At 66.9% G+C, this 18,071-nt stretch carries 22 protein-coding genes and 1 riboswitch; of the genes, 11 read left to right on the forward strand and 11 right to left on the reverse strand.

Features of this window, described 5'->3' with window-relative positions:
- Positions 1-126 precede the first annotated feature (126 nt).
- The 4 genes from ER13_RS10235 to ER13_RS10250 all read left to right on the forward strand — a co-directional run bounded on the left by ER13_RS10235 (position 127) and on the right by ER13_RS10250 (position 3,234).
- A complete protein-coding gene (locus ER13_RS10235) occupies positions 127-366 on the forward strand; it encodes a hypothetical protein (protein ID WP_035308989.1) in 240 nt (79 codons plus the stop codon).
- Positions 367-371: 5 nt separating this feature from the next.
- Positions 372-794 (forward strand): type II toxin-antitoxin system VapC family toxin, encoded by a 423-nt coding sequence (locus tag ER13_RS10240; RefSeq protein WP_255347091.1) that lies wholly within the window; start codon positions 372-374, stop codon positions 792-794.
- Complete coding sequence (locus tag ER13_RS10245) at positions 791-1,816, forward strand: adenosine deaminase (RefSeq protein ID WP_035308991.1); 1,026 nt, start codon at positions 791-793, stop codon at positions 1,814-1,816. The genes ER13_RS10240 and ER13_RS10245 overlap by 4 nt, the downstream gene beginning before the upstream one ends.
- Positions 1,817-1,932: 116 nt before the next feature.
- Positions 1,933-3,234 carry a type VI secretion protein ImpB gene (locus tag ER13_RS10250; RefSeq protein ID WP_035308993.1) on the forward strand — a complete coding sequence of 434 codons (1,302 nt, stop codon included), beginning with the start codon at positions 1,933-1,935 and terminating at the stop codon, positions 3,232-3,234.
- A 7-nt stretch (positions 3,235-3,241) separates the two neighbouring features.
- On the opposite strand, the gene ER13_RS10255 is transcribed toward ER13_RS10250, so the two are convergent.
- Entirely contained in the window at positions 3,242-3,874 is a 633-nt protein-coding gene (locus tag ER13_RS10255) for a nicotinamidase (RefSeq protein ID WP_008261932.1), read from the reverse strand.
- On the reverse strand, positions 3,874-4,845 hold the full coding sequence (locus tag ER13_RS10260) for a class 1 fructose-bisphosphatase (protein WP_035308994.1): 972 nt from the start codon (positions 4,843-4,845) through the stop codon (positions 3,874-3,876). The genes ER13_RS10255 and ER13_RS10260 overlap by 1 nt, the downstream gene beginning before the upstream one ends.
- A 167-nt stretch (positions 4,846-5,012) precedes the next feature.
- A riboswitch (glycine riboswitch) is annotated at positions 5,013-5,111 on the forward strand.
- A gap of 149 nt (positions 5,112-5,260) precedes the next feature.
- Between ER13_RS10260 and gcvT the strand changes: the two genes are divergently transcribed.
- The 6 genes from gcvT to ER13_RS10290 all read left to right on the forward strand — a co-directional run bounded on the left by gcvT (position 5,261) and on the right by ER13_RS10290 (position 11,296).
- Positions 5,261-6,373 carry a glycine cleavage system aminomethyltransferase GcvT gene (gene gcvT, locus ER13_RS10265; RefSeq protein ID WP_035308996.1) on the forward strand — a complete coding sequence of 371 codons (1,113 nt, stop codon included), beginning with the start codon at positions 5,261-5,263 and terminating at the stop codon, positions 6,371-6,373.
- A 133-nt stretch (positions 6,374-6,506) separates the two neighbouring features.
- Positions 6,507-6,872 carry a glycine cleavage system protein GcvH gene (gene gcvH, locus ER13_RS10270; protein WP_008262168.1) on the forward strand — a complete coding sequence of 122 codons (366 nt, stop codon included), beginning with the start codon at positions 6,507-6,509 and terminating at the stop codon, positions 6,870-6,872.
- 131 nt (positions 6,873-7,003) lie between these two features.
- Positions 7,004-8,350, forward strand: coding sequence for an aminomethyl-transferring glycine dehydrogenase subunit GcvPA (gene gcvPA, locus ER13_RS10275; protein ID WP_035308998.1), 1,347 nt, complete (start codon positions 7,004-7,006; stop codon positions 8,348-8,350).
- A gap of 21 nt (positions 8,351-8,371) precedes the next feature.
- Positions 8,372-9,931 (forward strand): aminomethyl-transferring glycine dehydrogenase subunit GcvPB, encoded by a 1,560-nt coding sequence (gcvPB, locus tag ER13_RS10280; protein WP_155988137.1) that lies wholly within the window; start codon positions 8,372-8,374, stop codon positions 9,929-9,931.
- A gap of 356 nt (positions 9,932-10,287) precedes the next feature.
- Positions 10,288-10,692, forward strand: coding sequence for a hypothetical protein (locus tag ER13_RS10285; RefSeq protein WP_154725560.1), 405 nt, complete (start codon positions 10,288-10,290; stop codon positions 10,690-10,692).
- Between the two features lie 133 nt (positions 10,693-10,825).
- Positions 10,826-11,296, forward strand: a complete 471-nt coding sequence (locus tag ER13_RS10290) for a DUF6789 family protein (protein ID WP_035309002.1) — start codon at positions 10,826-10,828, stop codon at positions 11,294-11,296.
- 76 nt (positions 11,297-11,372) lie between these two features.
- Here ER13_RS10290 and ER13_RS10295 read toward each other — a convergent pair whose 3' ends face one another.
- The 5 genes from ER13_RS10295 to ER13_RS10315 all read right to left on the reverse strand — a co-directional run bounded on the left by ER13_RS10295 (position 11,373) and on the right by ER13_RS10315 (position 13,962).
- Positions 11,373-11,888 (reverse strand): F0F1 ATP synthase subunit B, encoded by a 516-nt coding sequence (locus tag ER13_RS10295; RefSeq protein ID WP_008258724.1) that lies wholly within the window; start codon positions 11,886-11,888, stop codon positions 11,373-11,375.
- The gene (locus ER13_RS10300) at positions 11,888-12,460 is read right to left on the reverse strand and encodes an ATP synthase F0 subunit B' (protein ID WP_008263958.1); all 573 of its coding nucleotides are present in this window, start codon (positions 12,458-12,460) and stop codon (positions 11,888-11,890) included. The genes ER13_RS10295 and ER13_RS10300 overlap by 1 nt, the downstream gene beginning before the upstream one ends.
- A 68-nt stretch (positions 12,461-12,528) precedes the next feature.
- Positions 12,529-12,753 carry a F0F1 ATP synthase subunit C gene (locus tag ER13_RS10305; protein ID WP_008261286.1) on the reverse strand — a complete coding sequence of 75 codons (225 nt, stop codon included), beginning with the start codon at positions 12,751-12,753 and terminating at the stop codon, positions 12,529-12,531.
- A gap of 57 nt (positions 12,754-12,810) precedes the next feature.
- Positions 12,811-13,596, reverse strand: coding sequence for a F0F1 ATP synthase subunit A (locus ER13_RS10310; RefSeq protein WP_035309004.1), 786 nt, complete (start codon positions 13,594-13,596; stop codon positions 12,811-12,813).
- Positions 13,597-13,602: 6 nt separating this feature from the next.
- Positions 13,603-13,962 carry an AtpZ/AtpI family protein gene (locus ER13_RS10315; protein ID WP_008261665.1) on the reverse strand — a complete coding sequence of 120 codons (360 nt, stop codon included), beginning with the start codon at positions 13,960-13,962 and terminating at the stop codon, positions 13,603-13,605.
- A gap of 237 nt (positions 13,963-14,199) precedes the next feature.
- On the opposite strand from ER13_RS10315, the gene ispH reads away from it, so the two are divergent.
- Positions 14,200-15,171 carry a 4-hydroxy-3-methylbut-2-enyl diphosphate reductase gene (gene ispH / locus ER13_RS10320; protein WP_008261647.1) on the forward strand — a complete coding sequence of 324 codons (972 nt, stop codon included), beginning with the start codon at positions 14,200-14,202 and terminating at the stop codon, positions 15,169-15,171.
- Between the two features lie 20 nt (positions 15,172-15,191).
- On the opposite strand, the gene scpB is transcribed toward ispH, so the two are convergent.
- The 4 genes from scpB to ER13_RS10340 all read right to left on the reverse strand — a co-directional run.
- Positions 15,192-15,857: an SMC-Scp complex subunit ScpB gene (gene scpB / locus ER13_RS10325; protein WP_008262461.1), complete on the reverse strand. Its 666-nt coding sequence runs from the start codon at positions 15,855-15,857 to the stop codon at positions 15,192-15,194.
- Positions 15,854-16,675, reverse strand: a complete 822-nt coding sequence (locus ER13_RS10330) for a ScpA family protein (protein WP_035309006.1) — start codon at positions 16,673-16,675, stop codon at positions 15,854-15,856. Before ER13_RS10330 ends, scpB begins: the two co-directional genes overlap by 4 nt.
- Before the next feature lie 54 nt (positions 16,676-16,729).
- Positions 16,730-17,779 carry a beta-N-acetylhexosaminidase gene (nagZ, locus tag ER13_RS10335; protein WP_035309008.1) on the reverse strand — a complete coding sequence of 350 codons (1,050 nt, stop codon included), beginning with the start codon at positions 17,777-17,779 and terminating at the stop codon, positions 16,730-16,732.
- Positions 17,776-18,071, reverse strand: a 296-nt coding sequence (locus ER13_RS10340; protein ID WP_035309010.1) for an SPOR domain-containing protein, incomplete at its 5' end; no start/stop codon positions are given. The genes ER13_RS10340 and nagZ, both read right to left, overlap by 4 nt.

Consider the following 18,071-nt stretch of genomic DNA (forward strand, 5'->3'; position numbering starts at 1 on the left):
CCCCCCGATCCGCCGCCGACCGACGACGCGGGAAAGACCAAGGCTGGACATCTGCGGCTGGTGGTGTCGAACGCCTAGTCGTCGCAAACCCCTCATGCTATATGTGCTAGCATAAGGAACACGAACATGCCTGTCAGCCTCCACGTCCGTAATATCGACGATGACATCGCCATCGCCCTGAAGAAGCGCGCCCAGGAAAACAATCGCTCGGCCGAAGCGGAGCATCGCGAGATCCTTCGCAAGGCTTTGACGCCTCGTATCGACGCGGAGTGGGAGCGCCGCGCCGCCGCCCTTCGCGACGCCACCAAGGGAAAACTCAGCACGCCCTCCGAAATCCTGATCCGCGAAGATCGGGATTCTCGTTGATCGTCGTGGACGCGAGCGTGGCGATCAAGGTCGCGCTCTATGAACCCGACAGCCCCATCGCCGTCGCCGCCCTGCGCGCTCAGCCCTGGTCGGCGCCTGATCTGATCCTGTCGGAATGCGCCAACATCATCTGGAAGCGCTGTCGGATGGGCGACATCACTCGCGATCAGGCGATGCAGGCGGTCACACTGATCGAAACCATGAACCTGGATGTAGAGCCCGGTCGCAGGCTGATCGAACGAGCGGTGGAATTGGCGATCGCGCTGGATCATCCCTCCTATGACTGCTTCTACATCGCCCACGCCGAACAGTTAGGCGCGCCCCTTCTGACGGCGGACAAGAAACTCATCGCCAAGACGCGGGCGTCAGACGCGACGACCATCCAGATCATGGGTCTGGACGACTATGCACGGGAGAACGGCCTATGAACGTACAAGCTGACACCACCCTCGACGCCTATATCGCCGGCCTGCCCAAAGCCGAGTTGCACCTGCATATCGAGGGCTCGCTGGAGCCGGAGCTGATGTTCGAACTGGCGCAGCGCAATGGGGTGTCCATCCCCTATGACAGCGTCGAGGCGGTGCGGGCGGCCTATGATTTCTCGAACCTGCAGGACTTCCTGGACATCTATTACGCCGGGGCGGCCGTGCTGCTGACGCGCAAGGATTTCGAGGATCTGGCCTTCGCCTATTTCCAGCGGGCGGCCGCCGATAATGTGCGCCACGCCGAGATCTTCTTCGATCCCCAGACCCATACCGACCGGGGCGTGGCCTTCGGCGTGGTGGTCGAGGGGCTGATCGCGGGGATGGACCGGGCCAAGGCGGAACTGGGCGTCAGTTCGGGTCTGATCCTCAGCTTCCTGCGCCACCTGACCGAGGAGGAGGCGTTCGCGACCCTGGAAGCGGCCAAGCCCTATCTGCATCATTTCATCGGGGTGGGGCTGGATTCGTCGGAGGTCGGTCATCCGCCTTCCAAGTTCCAGCGCGTCTTCGCCGCCGCGCGTGAGCTGGGCCTGAAGCTGTGCGCCCACGCCGGCGAGGAAGGCCCGCCGGCCTATGTCCACGAGGCGCTGGACCTGCTGCACATCGACAGGATGGACCACGGCAATCGCTCGATGGAGGACGAGGCCCTGGTGGAGCGGCTGGCGCGCGAGCAGATGACCCTGACCGTCTGCCCGCTGTCGAACCTGAAGCTCTGCGTGGTCGACGACCTGAAGAACCACCCCGTGCCGGAGATGCTGCGCCGGGGCCTGCACGTCACCCTGAACTCGGACGACCCGTCCTATTTCGGCGGGTATGTGAACGACAACTACAGCCGGCTGGCGGCGGCGGTGGGGCTGACGAAGGATCAGGTGACGCTGTTGGCGCGGAACAGTTTCGAGGGGTCGTTCCTGGGCGAGACTGAAAAGGCGGCGTTCCTGGCTGAGGTGGATGCCTACGCGGCGGTCTGACGCCATCCCATCCCCCACCCGTCATCCTCGGCCTTGTGCCGAGGATGACGGATCAAAGAGTGCGCCAAACATCACTTTATCTTCCCGACGCTAAATGTTCCTGATATGTTCCGTTTATGGAACAGGCGAACGAAGACAGCGCGGGCCTACGCTGGCTGTTCGTCGATCTGAACGCTTTCTTCGCCAGCGTCGAGCAGCAGATGAACCCGGACTGGCAGGGCAGACCTGTCATCGTCCGGCCAGCGATGAGCGAATACACCGGGGCCATCGCCGCCAGCTATGAAAGCAAGGCCTGGGGCGTCCACACGGGGATGCGGGTGTCAGAGGCGCGCAAACTGTGCCCCGGCCTGATCGTCGCCGAGGCGCGGCCGGACCTCTATGTCGCGGTCCACAAGAAGATCATGGCCGAGATCGACCGCCACGTGCCTGTGTGGAAGGTCGGCTCCATCGACGAATGTTCGTGCGAACTGCTCGGCCCCGAACGGCAGGAGGCGAACGCCGTCGCCCTGGCTCGACGGATTCAGGCCGGCATCCTGGAGAATGTCGGCGACTGTCTGCGCTCGTCCATCGGGCTGGCCCCGTCGCGGTTCCTGGCCAAGACCGCCTGCGGCATGAAGAAGCCGGCCGGGTTGACCATCCTGAGAGCGAACGAACTGCCCGGCCCGCTGCTGGACCTGCCGCTGTCGAAATATCCCGGCATAGGCCCGCGGATGCGACTGCGGCTGGAGGCGGCGGGCGTCGCGGACACCGCAGGCCTGTGGACCATGAGCGCCCGGCAGGCGCGCGCGGTCTGGAACAGTATCGAGGGCGAACGCATCTGGCGTGGCCTGCATGGCCTGGACAGCGAGCCGACGCCGGAGAAGCCCCCGGCCTCCATCAGCCACAGCCACGTCCTGGCCCAGGCCATGCGGACCCCGGACAAGGCGCGCGCCGTGGCGCGGCGGCTGGTGGTCAAATGCGGGGCGCGGCTGCGGCGAATGGGCCTGACGGGGGCGAGCCTGACCCTGCATCTGGACATGGGACCGAAGGCGACGCCCAGAAGCGACCGGCGAGGCTGGGAGACGGCGGCTATGAGTTGCCCCGTCGCGCCGACGCAGGACACCTTCGCCCTGCTGACCGCGCTGGATGTCCTGTGGCGCAAGGTCGAGCCTGAGTTGGAGGCCGGACGGCTGAGCTATGTGGGTGTCGGGGTTCACGGGCTGAAATCCCGTGACGCCTTCGAGACGGACCTGTTCGATACCGGGCCGGATCAGGGCGGCGAGGCCCCGTCCCTGCGCCTGTCCCAGGCGCTGGACGCCCTCAATCGCCGCTATGGCAAGGACACCGTCAGCATCGGTCCCAAGGCGGGCCTGCCCGAATTCATCGGCGCCAAGATCGCTTTCACCCGCATTCCGGAGGCGGAGGATTTCTGGGAGTGAGCTGAGATCAACCCAGCAGGGCCGCAGCCTCAATGTCCGACACCCCCAGCGCCCGGAAACTGTCCCGCGCCGCCGCCGCCGTCTCAGGCGCGATCGCGCGGCTGGCGTCGGAGATGACCACGGCCTCGAAGCCTTCGCGCACCGCATCCTCCGCGGTGAAGCGGACGCAGTAGTCGAAGGCCAGGCCCGCGAGGAAGACCCGGGTCACGCCCAGGTCGCGCAGCAGGCCGGCCAGGCCCGTCGGGGTGCGATGGTCGTTCTCGAAGAAGCCGGAATAGGAATCGACCGCCGGGTGGTAGCCTTTGCGGATCACGGCCAGGGCCTTTTGCACCGTGGGTGCCGCGTCGGGATGGAAGTCGGCGCCGGGCGCGCCCTGGATACAGTGATCGGGCCACAGCATCTGGCGGCCGTAGGCGACCTCGATCTCGGTGAAGGGGGCCGCGCCGGGGTGGTTGGAGGCGAAGCTGATCTGGTCCGGCGTGTGCCAGTCCTGGGTCAGGATCACCCGGTCGAACCGGTCCGCCAGCCGGTTGATCAGGGGCATGATCCCCGCCCCGCCCGCGACCGCCAAAGCGCCGCCCTCGCAGAAGTCGTTCTGCGGGTCGATAACCAGGAGAGCGTCGGTCTCGAAAATCTGCATCACATGCCCGCGTAGGCGTCGATCTCGTTGGCCGAACCCAGGGCGACGGGGATGCGCTGGTGCAGATGCTCGGGCTGGATGTCCAGGATGGGCTGCGTCCCGTCCGTCGTCGCCTTGCCCCCGGCCTGTTCGACCAGGAAGGCCATCGGATTGCCTTCGTACATCAGGCGCAGCTTACCGGGTTTGTTCGGCTCGCGCTTGTCCCACGGATACAGGAAGACCCCGCCGCGCATCAGGATGCGGTGGACGTCAGCGACCATGGCCGCTACCCAGCGCATGTTGAAGTTCTTGCCGCGCGGGCCTTCGTCGCCCTTCAGCAGGTCGCCCACATAGGTCTGCACCGGCTCGGACCAGTGGCGCAGGTTTGACATGTTGATGGCGAACTCCTTGGTGTCCGGCGATATGGCGATGTCGTCGTGGGTCAGGATCCAGTCGCCGTCGTGCGACAGGGTGAAGCCCTTCACGCCCGCACCCGTGGTCAGGACCAGCATGGTCTGGGGACCGTACAGGGCATAGAGGGCCGCGACCTGGTTGCGGCCCGGCTGCATGAAGTCGGCCTCGGTCGGCGTCGGCGTGGTGGACTTCAGCACCGAGACGATGGTCCCGACCATGGCGTTGATGTCGATGTTGGACGACCCGTCCAGCGGGTCGAACAGGACCAGATATTGGCCGGTCGAATGGGTCGCCGGCTGGACCTCGTCCATTTCCTCGGAGGCGATGCCGGCGACGGCGGGGCTGGCCAGAAGGGCGTCGGTCAGCATGTCGTTGGTCATGACGTCGAGCTTCTTCTGCTCCTCGTCCTGGACATTGATCTGGCCCGAGGCGCCCAGAGCCCCGGCCAGGGCGCCGCCGGCGACGACCTTGCTGATGTCGGCGCAGGGGGCGGCGACGACGGTCAGCACCGCTTTCAGACCCTCGGGCGCGTCGAGCGCGGCGATATGGGCGTCGAGACGGGTGCGGTCGGCGGTCATGCGGTCGGTCCGGTGCGGCTGAGGCGGTTCCCGTTCTTGGCGGGCCAACGGCGCGAGGGCAAGGGCGACTCAACAACAGGCGATGCGAACGGCGACAATGACGCCGCCGGACGGCCTCCGAAAGCCGCCAACGCTTGACTTGGGCCCGGAGTCGGTGGCTTAGGTCGGATGCTCTCGCGGGAGAGTTCGGGACCGGCAGGCCGGCCCCCGACGCCGAAGGCGCAACCGCCCCGGAAACGCTCAGGCAAACGGACCGCGACAGCATACGGACGCTGGAAAGTCGCCCCCTTCTCGGGATCAGGGCGCGCCGACGGAGCAAGGTGGTCTGACCGCCGGAATCTCTCAGGCTTCAGGACAGCGGGGGCGCGAAGACGGCGGAGCTCCGCCACCAAACGCGACCGTGAAAGCCTGAACCATGACCGACCAAGCCCTGAAGACCACGCCCCTGAACGCCGCGCACCGCGCTCTGGGAGCCCGGATGGTGGGCTTCGGCGGCTATGACATGCCGGTCCAGTATGAGGGCGTCCTGGCCGAGCACCGCTGGACCCGCGAACACGCCGGCCTGTTCGACGTGTCGCACATGGGCCAGTGCAAGATCACCGGCGAGGACGCGACCGCCCAGTTCGAGCGGTTCGTGCCCGGCGACTATGAAATCCTGAAGGCCGGCAAGCAAAAGTATTCGCTGCTGCTGAACAAGGACGGCGGGATCATCGACGACCTGATGGCCGGCCGCCCGGATCACGACGGCCTGTTCGTCGTCGTCAACGCCGGCAACAAGGACGAGGATTTCGCCTTCTGGAGCGCAAACCTCGAAGGCGACGCCAAGCTGACCGTGCTGGACCGCGCCCTGATCGCCATCCAGGGGCCGGAAGCCGCCGAAGTCATGGCCGCGCATGAGCCGATCCTGGCCGAGATGGGCTTCATGGAATGCGCCCGGCTGATGCTGTTCGGCGTCGACTGCTACGTCTCGCGTTCGGGCTATACCGGCGAGGACGGCTATGAGATTTCGGTGCCGGCGGATCAGGCAGAGCGCGTCTGGAACACCATCCTGGAAGACGCCCGCGTCAAGCCGATCGGCCTGGGCGCCCGCGACAGCCTGCGGCTCGAAGCCGGCCTGCCGCTGCACGGCCATGACATCGACCCGACGACCAGCCCGGTCGAAGGCGCCCTGACCTTCGCCCTGTCCAAGTCACGCAAGGAGCGCGCCGACTTCAACGGCGCCGACCGCATCCTGAAGGAACTGGCCGACGGTCCTTCGCGCGTCCGCATCGGCCTGATCGTCAAGGAAGGCGCCCCGGCCCGCGAAGGCGCCGAGATCGCCGACGCTGACGGGAACGTCATCGGCAAGGTCACCTCGGGCGGCCCCTCCCCCACCCTGGGCAAGAACATCGCCATGGGCTTCGTGCCGCCGGCCTATGCCGCGCTGGGTACGGAGTTGAAGGTCGTCGTGCGCGGCAAGTCCGCCGCCGCCGAAGTCGTCGCCATGCCCTTCGTGGCGCAACGCTATTACCGGAAGCCGAAGGCGTAACATTCATCCCGTCACCCTCGGGCTTGACCCGAGGGCCGGGCGATCAACCGCTCGTGCGAAGACATCGACGCACGGACCGCACAACATCCGATCCTCGGGTCAAGCCCGAGGATGACGGGAGAGGAGAATAGAAATGAAATTCACCAAGGATCACGAGTGGGTCAGCCTGGACGGCGACATCGCCACCGTGGGCATCTCCAAACACGCCGCCGACGCCCTGGGCGACGTGGTGTTCGTTGAAGTGCCGGAAGTCGGCAAGATCGTCGCCAAGGGCGCCAGCTTCGCCGTGGTCGAGAGCGTCAAGGCCGCTTCCGACGTCTACGCCCCAGTCTCGGGCGAGGTGGTCGAGGCCAATGACGCCCTGTCGACCGCCCCGGAAACCGTCAACGCCGCCCCGGAAGGCGACGGCTGGTTCGCCAAGATCAAGGTGTCGGACGTCTCGGAACTGGACGCCCTGATGGACCAGGCCGCCTACGACGCCTTCCTCGCCACCCTCTAGTATCAAACTCCCTCACCCTCGGGCTTGACCCGAGGGCCGGAGGATCAACCGCTTGTGCGAAGACTTCGACGCACGGCCCGCACCGCATCCGATCCTCGGATCAAGCCCGAGGATGACGGAGTGAGAAGAACATGCGTTACCTCCCCCTGACGCCCGACGACCGCACGGCGATGCTCGCCGCCATCGGCGCGAAATCGATCGACGACCTTTTCGTGGACGTGCCCGAGGCGGCGCGGCTGGACGGGCCGGTGGACCTGCCCCGCGTGGCCGGCGAGATGGAGGTCGAGCGCGCCCTGTCCGCCATGGCGGCCAAGAACGCGACGGCCGGCGCGGTGCCCTTCTTCTGCGGCGCAGGGGCCTACAAGCACCACGTCCCGGCGACGGTGGATCACGTGATCCAGCGGTCCGAGTTCCTGACCAGCTACACCCCCTACCAGCCGGAAATCGCCCAGGGGACCCTGCAGTACCTGTACGAATTCCAGACCCAGGTCGCGAACCTGACCGGCATGCCGGTGGCCAACGCCAGCCTCTATGACGGCTCGACCGCCATGGCCGAGGGCGTGCTGATGGCGACCCGCGTGACCCGCCGCAACAAGGCGGTGATCTCGGGCGGCGTGCACCCCCACTACGTCAAGGCGACCGAAACCGTGGTCCACGCCGTCGGCGTCGAGACCCAGGTCCTGGCCGCCGCCGTCGACGCAGAGGCCGCCGTGATCGACCAGATCGGTCCCGACACGGCCTGCGTCGTGGTTCAGACCCCCAACGTCTTCGGCACGGCGACGGATGTGACCAAGATCGCCGAGGCCGCCCACGCCGCCGGCGCCCTGCTGATCGTCGTGGTCACCGAGGCGGTGTCGATGGGGCTGCTGAAGTCGCCCGGCGAGATGGGCGCCGACATCGTCGCGGCCGAGGGCCAGTCGATCGGCAACGCCCTGAACTTCGGCGGCCCCTACGTCGGCCTGTTCGCCACGCGAGAAAAGCTGATCCGCCAGATGCCCGGCCGTCTGACCGGCGAGACGGTGGACGCCGACGGCGAGCGCGGCTTCGTCCTGACCCTGTCGACGCGCGAACAGCATATCCGCCGGGACAAGGCGACGTCGAACATCTGCACCAATTCCGGCCTCTGCACCTTGGCCTTCACCATCCACATGAGCCTGCTGGGCGAGACGGGCCTGCGTAAACTGGCCCTGCTGAACCACGAGAAGGCCGTCGCCACCCGCGACGCCCTGGCGGCCATTCCGGGCGTCGAAATCCTCACCGACCGCTTCTTCAACGAGTTCGCGGTGCGCCTGCCCAGGAACGCGGCCGAAGTCGTCTCGACCCTGGCCGATCACCATGTTCTGGCCGGCGTGCCCTACAGCCGTCTGGCCCCCGATGCGGGCATGGACGACGTCCTGCTGGTCGCCGCGACCGAGACCACGCTGGATGTGGACATCCAGATCCTCGCCAAGTCGCTCTCCAAAGTCCTCGGCGCGTAAGGGATAACGACCATGAGCACCATGAACACCGTCGGCCGTCCGACCGCTCCGAACGCCGTGACGACCAAGCCCGCCACCCTGACCGGCGGCCGCGGCCTGTTGCAGAACGAAGCCCTGATTTTCGAAGGCGACGGCTGGGGCAAGACCGGCGTCGATCTGGCTGAGCCCAAGACGGACGGCTCGGACCTGGGCGACCTGGTTCGCAAGGATCCGATCGGCCTGCCCGGCCTGTCGGAGCCGGAAACCATGCGCCACTATGTGCGCCTGAGCCAGAAGAACCACGCCATCGACCTGGCCATCTATCCGCTGGGCTCGTGCACGATGAAGCACAACCCGCGCCTGAACGAGAAGATGGCGCGCCTGCCCGGCTTCTCGGACATCCACCCGCTGCAGCCGATCTCGACGGTGCAGGGCGCGCTGGAGCTGATGGATGCGCTGGCCCACTGGCTGAAGACCCTGACCGGCATGCCCGCCGTCGCCCTGTCGCCCAAGGCCGGCGCCCACGGCGAGCTGTGCGGGCTGATGGCCATCCGCGCCGCCCACGAGGCCTCGGGCCAGCATGAGAAGCGCCGCAAGGTTCTGGTGCCCACTAGCGCCCACGGCACCAACCCGGCCACCGCCGCCTTCGTCGGCTACACCGTCGTCGAGGTCGCCCAGACTGAGGACGGCCGCGTGGACGTCGCCGACCTGGCCGCCAAGCTGGGCGACGACGTCGCCGCCATCATGGTGACCAACCCCAACACCTGCGGCCTGTTCGAGCGCGACATCCTGGAGATCAGCCGCCTGACGCACGCGGCCGGCGCATACTTCTATTGCGACGGCGCCAACTTCAACGCCATCGTCGGCCGGGTTCGTCCGGGCGATCTGGGCGTCGATGCGATGCACATCAACCTGCACAAGACCTTCTCGACGCCTCACGGCGGCGGCGGGCCGGGCGCGGGGCCGGTGGTGCTGTCCGAGGCGTTGGCGCCCTTCGCCCCAGCGCCTTGGGTCGTGCATGACGACGGCGGCTATCGCCTGATCGAGCGCGAGGAAGACGAGGCCGAGCAGGCCTTTGGCCGCCTGTGCGCCTTCCAGGGCCAGATGGGCATGTATGTGCGCGCCCTGTCCTACATGATGTCGCATGGCGCCGACGGCCTGCGTCAGGTCGCCGAGGATGCAGTGCTGAACGCCAACTATATCAAGGCCCGGCTGTCGGACCTGATGTCGGCGGCCTTCCCCGATGGCCCCTGCATGCACGAGGCCCTGTTCGACGACGCATGGCTGAAGGGCACGGACATCACCACGCTCGACTTCGCCAAGGCGATGATCGACGAGGGCTTCCACCCGATGACCATGTATTTCCCGCTGGTCGTCCACGGCGCCATGCTGATCGAGCCGACGGAAACCGAGTCCAAGGCCGAACTGGATCGCTTCATCCACGCGATGCGCCTGTTGGCCGAGGCCGCGAAAGCCGGCGACGTCGATCGCTTCAAGGGCGCGCCCTTCCACGCCCCCTTGCGCCGCCTGGACGAAACCCGCGCCGCCCGCTCGCCGGTGCTGCGCTGGACCGCGCCGGCAGGGTCGAACCAGGCGGCGTAAGGGCGACGGATAGGCCCCGTCATCCCAGGGCTTGTCCCTGGGATCCATACTCCCAGCGCCAGACGAAGGCGCATTCTGCGGAAACACCGGGAGTATGGATCCTCGCCGCAAGGGCGAGGATGACGAAGGTTGAAGAGGGGTGACCTCCCCCTATTGTGTCCTGGAGGCAACAGCCAGAAGCCCTTGATCAATCATGACCAAAGCTTCACGCCGTAGACACGGATCGGCCATGGACACACGGTCTTAACGAGCCTGTGGCAGGCTGGCCACGGTCGCTCTTTCCTCTCCCGAGTCGGGATCGGGCGGTCGTGACGATCGTTGTCACAGGACCTCCCTCCTCTCTGTCTGGCGCCGACTTGACCTTCGCAACCGCGATCCGCCTTCCGTCCTACCGCGCGCGCAGCCGTACGCTTCGCGCGCTGAAGCGATGGGCGCTGATGGCGGGCGGGCTGTTCGTGGTGCTTCTGGGAATTCTGATCGCGCCCCTGCCGGGTCCAGGCGGCATTCCCGTCATCGCCGTCGGCCTGATGCTGATCCTGAAGAGCTCCTTCTGGGCCAAGCGGCTGTTCATTCGTGCCCAATACGCCCGGCCCAAATGGGTCTATCCGTTCCGGCGGCTCATGCGCAAAAAGCCGGAGTTCGCTCCTGTCTTCTGGCAGCAGGCCCTGCGCGCCGAGAAGGTCGTGCTTAAGAGACCCCGCCGACGTCTGACGCGGTTGCGGAAGATGCTTCGTCGCTATTTCCGGAAGCTTTTCCGCTAGTTGACAGACCGTCTCGCGGTTGCGTTGTCGCAACTGCTAACCACATCATCGTGAACGCCCTTCTCCCTCTACAGGCGTATTCTGTCTGGGCGTTATCAGAGAACCACCAAATGCGTTGGGAGGCGCTAAGGTCATGATGTCACGCGTACAAAAGGGCATGATCGCGGGCGTCGCCGCGACCGTCGCCGTTTCCTTGCTTGAAATACCCAACCTGTTCCTGAACTGGTTCGACCCGTTCCAGGGGGTCATCGCCACCATGATCGGCATGCCTGGAAACATGGCCGTCGGCTGGGCGATCCACGCCTTCAGCGGCGTCTTCATCCTGGGGCCGTTGTTCGGTCTGATGTGTCCCCGCCTGCCCACCGACACCCCCGAGACCAAGGGCATCGTCTTCGCCGTCGGCGCCTGGGTGGTGATGATGGGGGCCATCCTGATGCTGGGCGATTACCGGACCTTCTCGGCCGCCGCCGGCTTCGGCACCATCGGCTGGCTGCTGATCACCCATGCGGTGTTCGGCATCGTGCTGGGCAATGTCTACGCCCGACTGGTGACACGCGAGAAGCGCCAGGCGGCCCATTTCATGGGCGGCGCCACCGCCCACTGACAGCGGGGCATTAGACACAAGAAAAGGCCCCCAGCGACGCCGGGGGCCTTTTTTCGTTCGGCTAAGCCAGCCGGCCTCAGTTCAGGCGATCGCCGATCTGGGCGATGGCGGCGTCCAGCAGCGGGTCCTTGGCGCCGCCGGCGAGGCGGGCGGCCAGGATCTGTTCCGCGGCCTTGGCGGCCAGGTCGGCGGCGGCCGCCTTGACCTCGGCCGAGGCCTGGGCCTCCGCCTGGGCGATGCGGGTCTCGGCCATCTTCTGGCGACGGGCCAGGGTCTCTTCCAGCTTGGCCTTGGATTCGACTTCCAGACGACGGGCGTCGGCTTCCGCCTGGGCCATCATCTCGGCGGCCTGAGCCTCGGCCTCGGCCTTTTCCTTGCGGATCTGGGCCAGCAGGGCCTCGGCCTCGGCGCGCAGACGGGCGGCCTCGTCCAGGTCGGCCTGGATCTTGGCGCCCTTGGCGTCCAGTTGGGCGGCGGCGATCTTGGGCACGCCGGCGGCGATCAGGATGCCGAAGAAGATCAGCAGGCCGATCCCGACCCAGATCTCCGCATTGGCGAAGCTCCAGATGCCGTGTTCGAAGATCAGGTTCATCAGACGGCTCCCTTGGCCGTAGCCAGCTCGCCCGAGGTGGCGGCCTTGCCGGTCAGGCGCTCGACCATGGCAGCGGCGGCGTCGGAGGCGATCACGGCGACATTGGCCATGGCCGCGTCGCGGGTCTTGCCGATGGCGGTCTCGGCCTCGGCGATGCGGGCGTTGACGACGGCTTCTTCCGCAGCCTGGCGGGCGGCGGCGTCTTCGGTCACGCGGGCCTTGGCGGCGGCGGCCATGGCGCGGGCGTCGGCGCGGGCCTTGGCGACTTCAGCCTGGGCTTGAGCTGCCTGGTCGGCGGCCTCGGCCTGAACCTGACGCGCGGTGGCGACGGCGTTGGAAATCGTATCGGCCCGCTCGTCCATCACCTTGCGAAGGCGCGGCGCGAAGACCTTGGAGACCAGAACATACAGGATGACGAACAGGATCAGCAGATAGCCGATCTGTCCCGCCCAGTGTTCGAACTGGAATTGCGGCAGGCCGCCCGAGCCGTGCTCGGCGGCGGTCGCCGTCTCGGCGTGCAGGTCCGCTTCGACCGAAGCCGGAACCGCATGATTGGTGTGGGTGCTGGCCATGAACCGTCTGCTGCAGGATCAGATGAAACGGCGCGCGGGCGAGCCCCGCGCGCCGGTATCGGCTGATATCAGCCGAAGATCATCAGGATGCCGAGCACGAAGGCCAGGATGCCCAGGGCTTCGGCGAGGGCGGCGCCCACGAACAGGTTGCCGACCTGGCCGGCGGCGGCCGACGGGTTGCGCAGGGCGCCGGCCAGGAACTGACCGAAGATGTTGCCCACGCCCAGGGCCGAACCGATCATGCCCAGGGTTGCGAGACCGGCACCGATGTACTTGGCGGCTTCAGCGTCCATGATTGTATTCCTAGATTTAAGTCGTTGGTGGTTGGGGTGAAGAGACTGGTCCTGCCCTTAGTGGGCGTGATCCAGGTTGACCACATCATTCAGATAGATGCAGGCCAGAACGGCGAAGACGAAGGCCTGAAGGAAGGCCACGAGAAACTCCAGGGCGGTCAGGGCGACGACCATGCCCAGCGACAGGGCCGCGACCGGGAAAGCCAGCAGGCCGATGCCGCCGCCCAGGCCCAGCAGGCCCAGGGAGACGACGAAGCCGGCGAAGATCTTCAGCGCGACGTGGCCGCCCAGCATGTTGCCAAACAGACGAAGCGCCAGTGTGACCGGACGCAGCAGGAAGGAGACGAACTCGATCAGACCGACGACCGGGCGCAGCGCCAGCGGTGCGCCCATCGGCCAGAACAGCTTGAAGAAGCCCAGGCCGTTCTTGGCGAACCCGACCACCAGCACCAGACCGAAGGTGATCAGGGCGAAGGTGACGGTGATGGCCAGCTGCGACGTCGCCGTAAAGGTCAGGAACAGACCCAGGATGTTCATGCCCAGGATCAGCATGAACAGGGTGAAGACGAACGGGAAATACTTGCGGCCTTCGTGACCGATGATGGAATCGGCCAGATTGTCGATCAGGCCGAACACGCCCTCGCCTGCGGCCTGCAACCGGCCGGGCACGACCTGGGCGTTCGAGGTCACGGCGGCCAGGAAGCCGACGATCACGACGAAGGCGGCCGTCATGGCGATGTGCGAATTGGTCACGGCCAAATCGACCGTACCCAGAAGGGGCAGGGTCACGTCAGGAAGATCGATGACCTTCTGAATCTGAAACTGATGAATCGGATCGGCCATGAAGCCCTATCGTTCCCCGTCTTCGTCGGCCTCGACATAAGGATCGGCCGGAGCCGACGTCCCTAACGCCTTGGCCTGCGCCATCAACCGGTTGGCTGTGCGACGCGCCATGTAAATCGACAAGGCGAAGCCCAACAGGACCCCGCCGATCAAACCCCACGGACGGGTCCCGAAGACCCAGTCCGCGATGAAACCCGCCGCAAGACCCACGAAGACGCCGCCGAGAAGCTCGGCGATGATCTTGTAGGCCTGACCCGACACCTGATGGCCGGTCAGCTCGGCGGATTTCTCCACCGTGGTCCGCGCCTCCAATGCGGATGCGCTGTCTTGGAGGCGTTTGATCGCCTCTTCGCGCGATTCCGACATGGGGGACAGGACCTGTGCTCTCAGCGCTCAAACAATGTGTTCGGGCGGGTCTGAATTCGGCGCGGAAACTAATCGTGAGCGGCCAAGAGGTCAAGGCGTCGTGAACGGAGGTTAAATCTTTGTTCGAACTCGATTTTCGCCGGATAAGGCCTGACCGTGGCGATGCGTCGCTGTTCAAGACCAGGGATTCGGTCGCCCTGCATGGCGATATGTCGCGCGAACGACTAGGTTGCGGCCATGAACATGCACGTCCCCGCCCCCTCGCCCGAACGCCGCCCCATCGCGGTGCGGCTGGCGACGCCGCGCGGTTTCTGCGCCGGGGTGGACCGGGCGATCCAGATCGTCGAGCGCGCGATCAAGAAATACGGCGCGCCCGTCTATGTGCGGCACGAGATCGTGCACAACCGCCATGTCGTCGAGCGGCTGAAGTCCATGGGCGCGATCTTCGTCAAGGAGCTGGACGAATGCCCGGACGACCGGCCGGTCGTCTTCTCGGCGCACGGCGTGCCCAAGTCGGTTCCCGCCAACGCCCAGGCGCGACAACTGCTGTTCCTCGACGCCACCTGCCCCCTGGTGTCCAAGGTCCATGTGGAGGCGGAGCGTCATCATGACGCGGGCCGCCATATCATCCTGATCGGCCACGCCGGCCATCCGGAAGTGATCGGCACCATGGGTCAACTGCCGCCGGGGGCCATCAGCCTGATCGAGACCGAGGCCGACGCCGAATCGTTCGAACGGCCCGGCGACGCCCCCCTGGCCTATGCGACCCAGACCACCCTGTCGGTCGACGACACGGCGGGCATATTGAAGGTGCTGAAGCGGCGCTTCCCCGAACTGCCCGACCCGCACAAGGAAGACATCTGCTACGCCACCACCAACCGCCAGGACGCGGTCAAGGTGCTGGGCGAAGGGTGCGAGCTGGTGCTGGTGGTCGGGTCCAAGAACTCGTCCAACTCGGCCCGGCTGGTCGAGGTGGCGATGCGCGCCGGCGCCCGTGACGCCCGGCTGGTCGACGACGCCTCCCAGGTGGACTGGAGCTGGTTCGACGGGGTCCAGACGGTGGGCGTCACCGCCGGCGCCTCGGCCCCCGAACCGCTGATCGCCGCCCTGGTGGACGCCATCGCGGAACGGTTCGACGCCACCGTCACCGAGGACGGGGGGGCGCGCGAGACCGTGACCTTCAAGCTGCCTCGGCTGCTGACGACCTGACGCCCCTCTATCGATCCCGCCTAGCGTTCCTCGCCGACAAAGTCCTGCGCGAACTCCGGCGCGTCGTTTTCGTTCGTCAGACTGTCCTCGTCGACGTCCGCGCCTCGTCCGGGATCCGGCAGTTCAAAGCCGACGGGCAGCGACAGGTCCAGCAGGCCCGCCGCCTTCATTTCCTGCACGCCCGGCAGGTCGTACAGGGTCGCCAGGCCGAAATGTTCAAGGAACCGATCTGCGGTGGCGTAGGTGACGGGCCGACCCGGCGTCCGTCGGCGCCCGCGCAGACGCACGAACCCCATCTCCAGCAGCAGGTCCAGCGTGCCCTTCGACAGGGTGACGCCGCGCACGCTCTCGATCTCGGCGCGGGTGACGGGCTGGTGATAGGCGATGATGGCCAGGGTCTCCAGCGCGGCCTTGGACAGGCGGCGGGGCTCCTCTCGCTCCTCGGTCATCATGAAGGCCAGATCCGCCGCCGTGCGGAACCGCCAGCGGTCGGCGACGCAGTCCAGCTCCACGCCCCGCCCCTCGTATCGGGCGCGCAGACCCGACAGGGCGCGGGCGACGTCGGCGCCTTCGGGCAGACGGCCGGCGATCTCGGCGGCGCTCAGCGGCCCGGCGGCGGCGAACAACAGCGCCTCGACCCGGCGCTCGATCTCGCCATCGTCGGGTTGGAAGGAGAGGTCGCTCACGGCGTCAGCTCCAGCGGATGTCCGCCTCCCCGGCGTTTCAGATACAGATCCGCGAAGGGCGCCGTCTGGCGGATGTCCATGGCCCCCTCCTTCACCAGCTCCAGACTGGCCGACAGGGTCGAGGCGGTATAGCTGGCCTGGCTGGGGCCGTCCGGGTCTTCGGGATGGGGCGCCACCTGGTCCAGCGGGGTCCAGTCGGCCAGGCGCGGCATGATCTCGCGCAGCCAGTCGCGCGCCGCCTCCAGCGGAAAGGCCTCGACCCGCTGGCCGGGCGAATAGCGCCGCCCCTCCTCGCGGCGGCGCTGGGTCACATAGGCGCTCATCAGGTCATACAGGCTGGCGTCGATCCGGTCGGACGGGACGATCACCGTCGCCTGGGGATCGCCCCGCGTGAAGACGTCGCGCTTCAGCTGGGGCCGCGCCATCAGCTGGTCCACCGCCTTGCGCATGGCCTCCAGCTTTTGCAGCCGGAAGGCCAGGGCGGCGGCCATGGCCTCGGCCGGCGGCTCCTCGCCCTTGTCCTTTTCGGTGCGCGGCAACAGCAGGCGGGACTTCAGATAGGCCAGCCAGGACGCCATCACGAGATAGTCCGCCGCCAGGGCGAAATTCCTGCGCCGCGCCTCGTGCACGAAGGCCAGATATTGTTCCGCCAGCCGGGTGATCGACAATTTCAGCAGATCGACCTTCTGGGTCCGCGCCAGGGCCAGCAGAACGTGAAGCGGCCCCTCGTAGCCGTCCAGATCGACGACGAAGGCCTCGCGCTCCTCGACCTCGGCGGCGGCGCTGAAATCAAGATTGGGCTGAAAGACGTCGGTCATCCTTGTCGGCCTACCGCGCTTCGCGCGGCTTGGGGCCGATCGGGTCCAGGCGGCTCATGCCTGCGCCTCGCCCACGTCCGGCCCCTTGGCGGCGTCCGTCTTGCCCGCCATCGCCCGGAAGAAGCGTTCGTGGCCCGCGACCGGATCAAGGGGTTCTGGAACCCGCACGATCCGCGCCATCGCCGCCTCGGCCCGGCGAAGCGCCCCGCCCTTCAGCGGTCCGACTCCCTCGGCGACCTGACGCATCTCATCCATGTCGCCGTTCCAGTGGATCACGACGTCGCATCCCGCCTTAAGCGCCTTGTGCGCCCTCTGGGTCAGACTGCCGGACAGGGCGTTCATCACCAGGTCGTCCGACAGCAGCAGACCGCCGAAGCCAAGACGCTCGCGGATCAGTCGGATCGCTTTCTTGGACTGGGTGGCGGGGCGTTTTGCGTCGATGGCGGTGAAGACGATGTGCGCCGTCATGCCGATCGGCATGTCGGACAGGGCTTTGAACGGCGCGAAATCCCAGGCGTCCAAGGTCTCTAGATCGGCATGGACCGTCGGCAAGTCCTTGTGGGTGTCGGCGAAAGCGCGACCGTGGCCCGGCATGTGTTTGACGCAGGGCAGCACCCCGCCCGCTAGTAATCCTTCCGCCGCCGCGCGACCCAGCAGGGCCACGGTCTGCGGATCGCGGCCATAGGCGCGGTCGCCGATGATGTCGTGGGCGCCTGGCACAGGTACGTCCAGCACCGGCAGCAGATCAATATTGATTCCCACCTCGCGCAGGTCGTGCGCCATCAGCCGCGCACCCAACCGCACCAGTTCTCGGGCGGCGTCGATATCTCCGGCCGCCTCCAGATAGGCGCTCGCGGGGGGGTATTTGGGCCAGTGGGGCGGTCCCATCCTCTGGACCCGCCCGCCCTCCTGATCGATCAGGATGGGCGCGTCGGCGTCGCCGATGGCGGCGCGCAGTTCGTCGGTCAGGGCCCGCACCTGTTCCGGCGTGTCGATATTGCGCCGGAACAGGATGAAGCCCCAGGGCCGCGCCTCGGCGAAGAAGGCGCGTTCGTCGTCGGTCAGCCGGTGGCCCGAACAGCCGTAGATGGCGGCGGAGGTCACCGAACGATGCAATCCCGTCCGGCGGCCTTCAGGGCGTTGCAGAAGGCGACCGCCCGCTCGCGCGACAGGCCCGAGAAGGCGGTGCGGTACAGGGTTGAACCGCTGGACGAGGTGACTTCGGTCACCCGCTTCTGGGCGCCCGAGGCGTACTGGCCGAAGCGACCCGCGACGGCGGCGTATTCGCGGTCGGCGATCTCGGTGGAGGAGAAGGCGCCGATCTGGACCGAGGCGGAACCCGTGGCGGCGCCGGCGGAGGGCGCAGGCGTCGCCGCTGCGGAGGCCGGGGCGGCCG

Origin of the sequence: Brevundimonas sp. EAKA (genome assembly GCF_000698025.1) — a bacterium.
GTDB classification, from domain to species: Bacteria; Pseudomonadota; Alphaproteobacteria; order Caulobacterales; family Caulobacteraceae; genus Brevundimonas; species Brevundimonas mediterranea_A.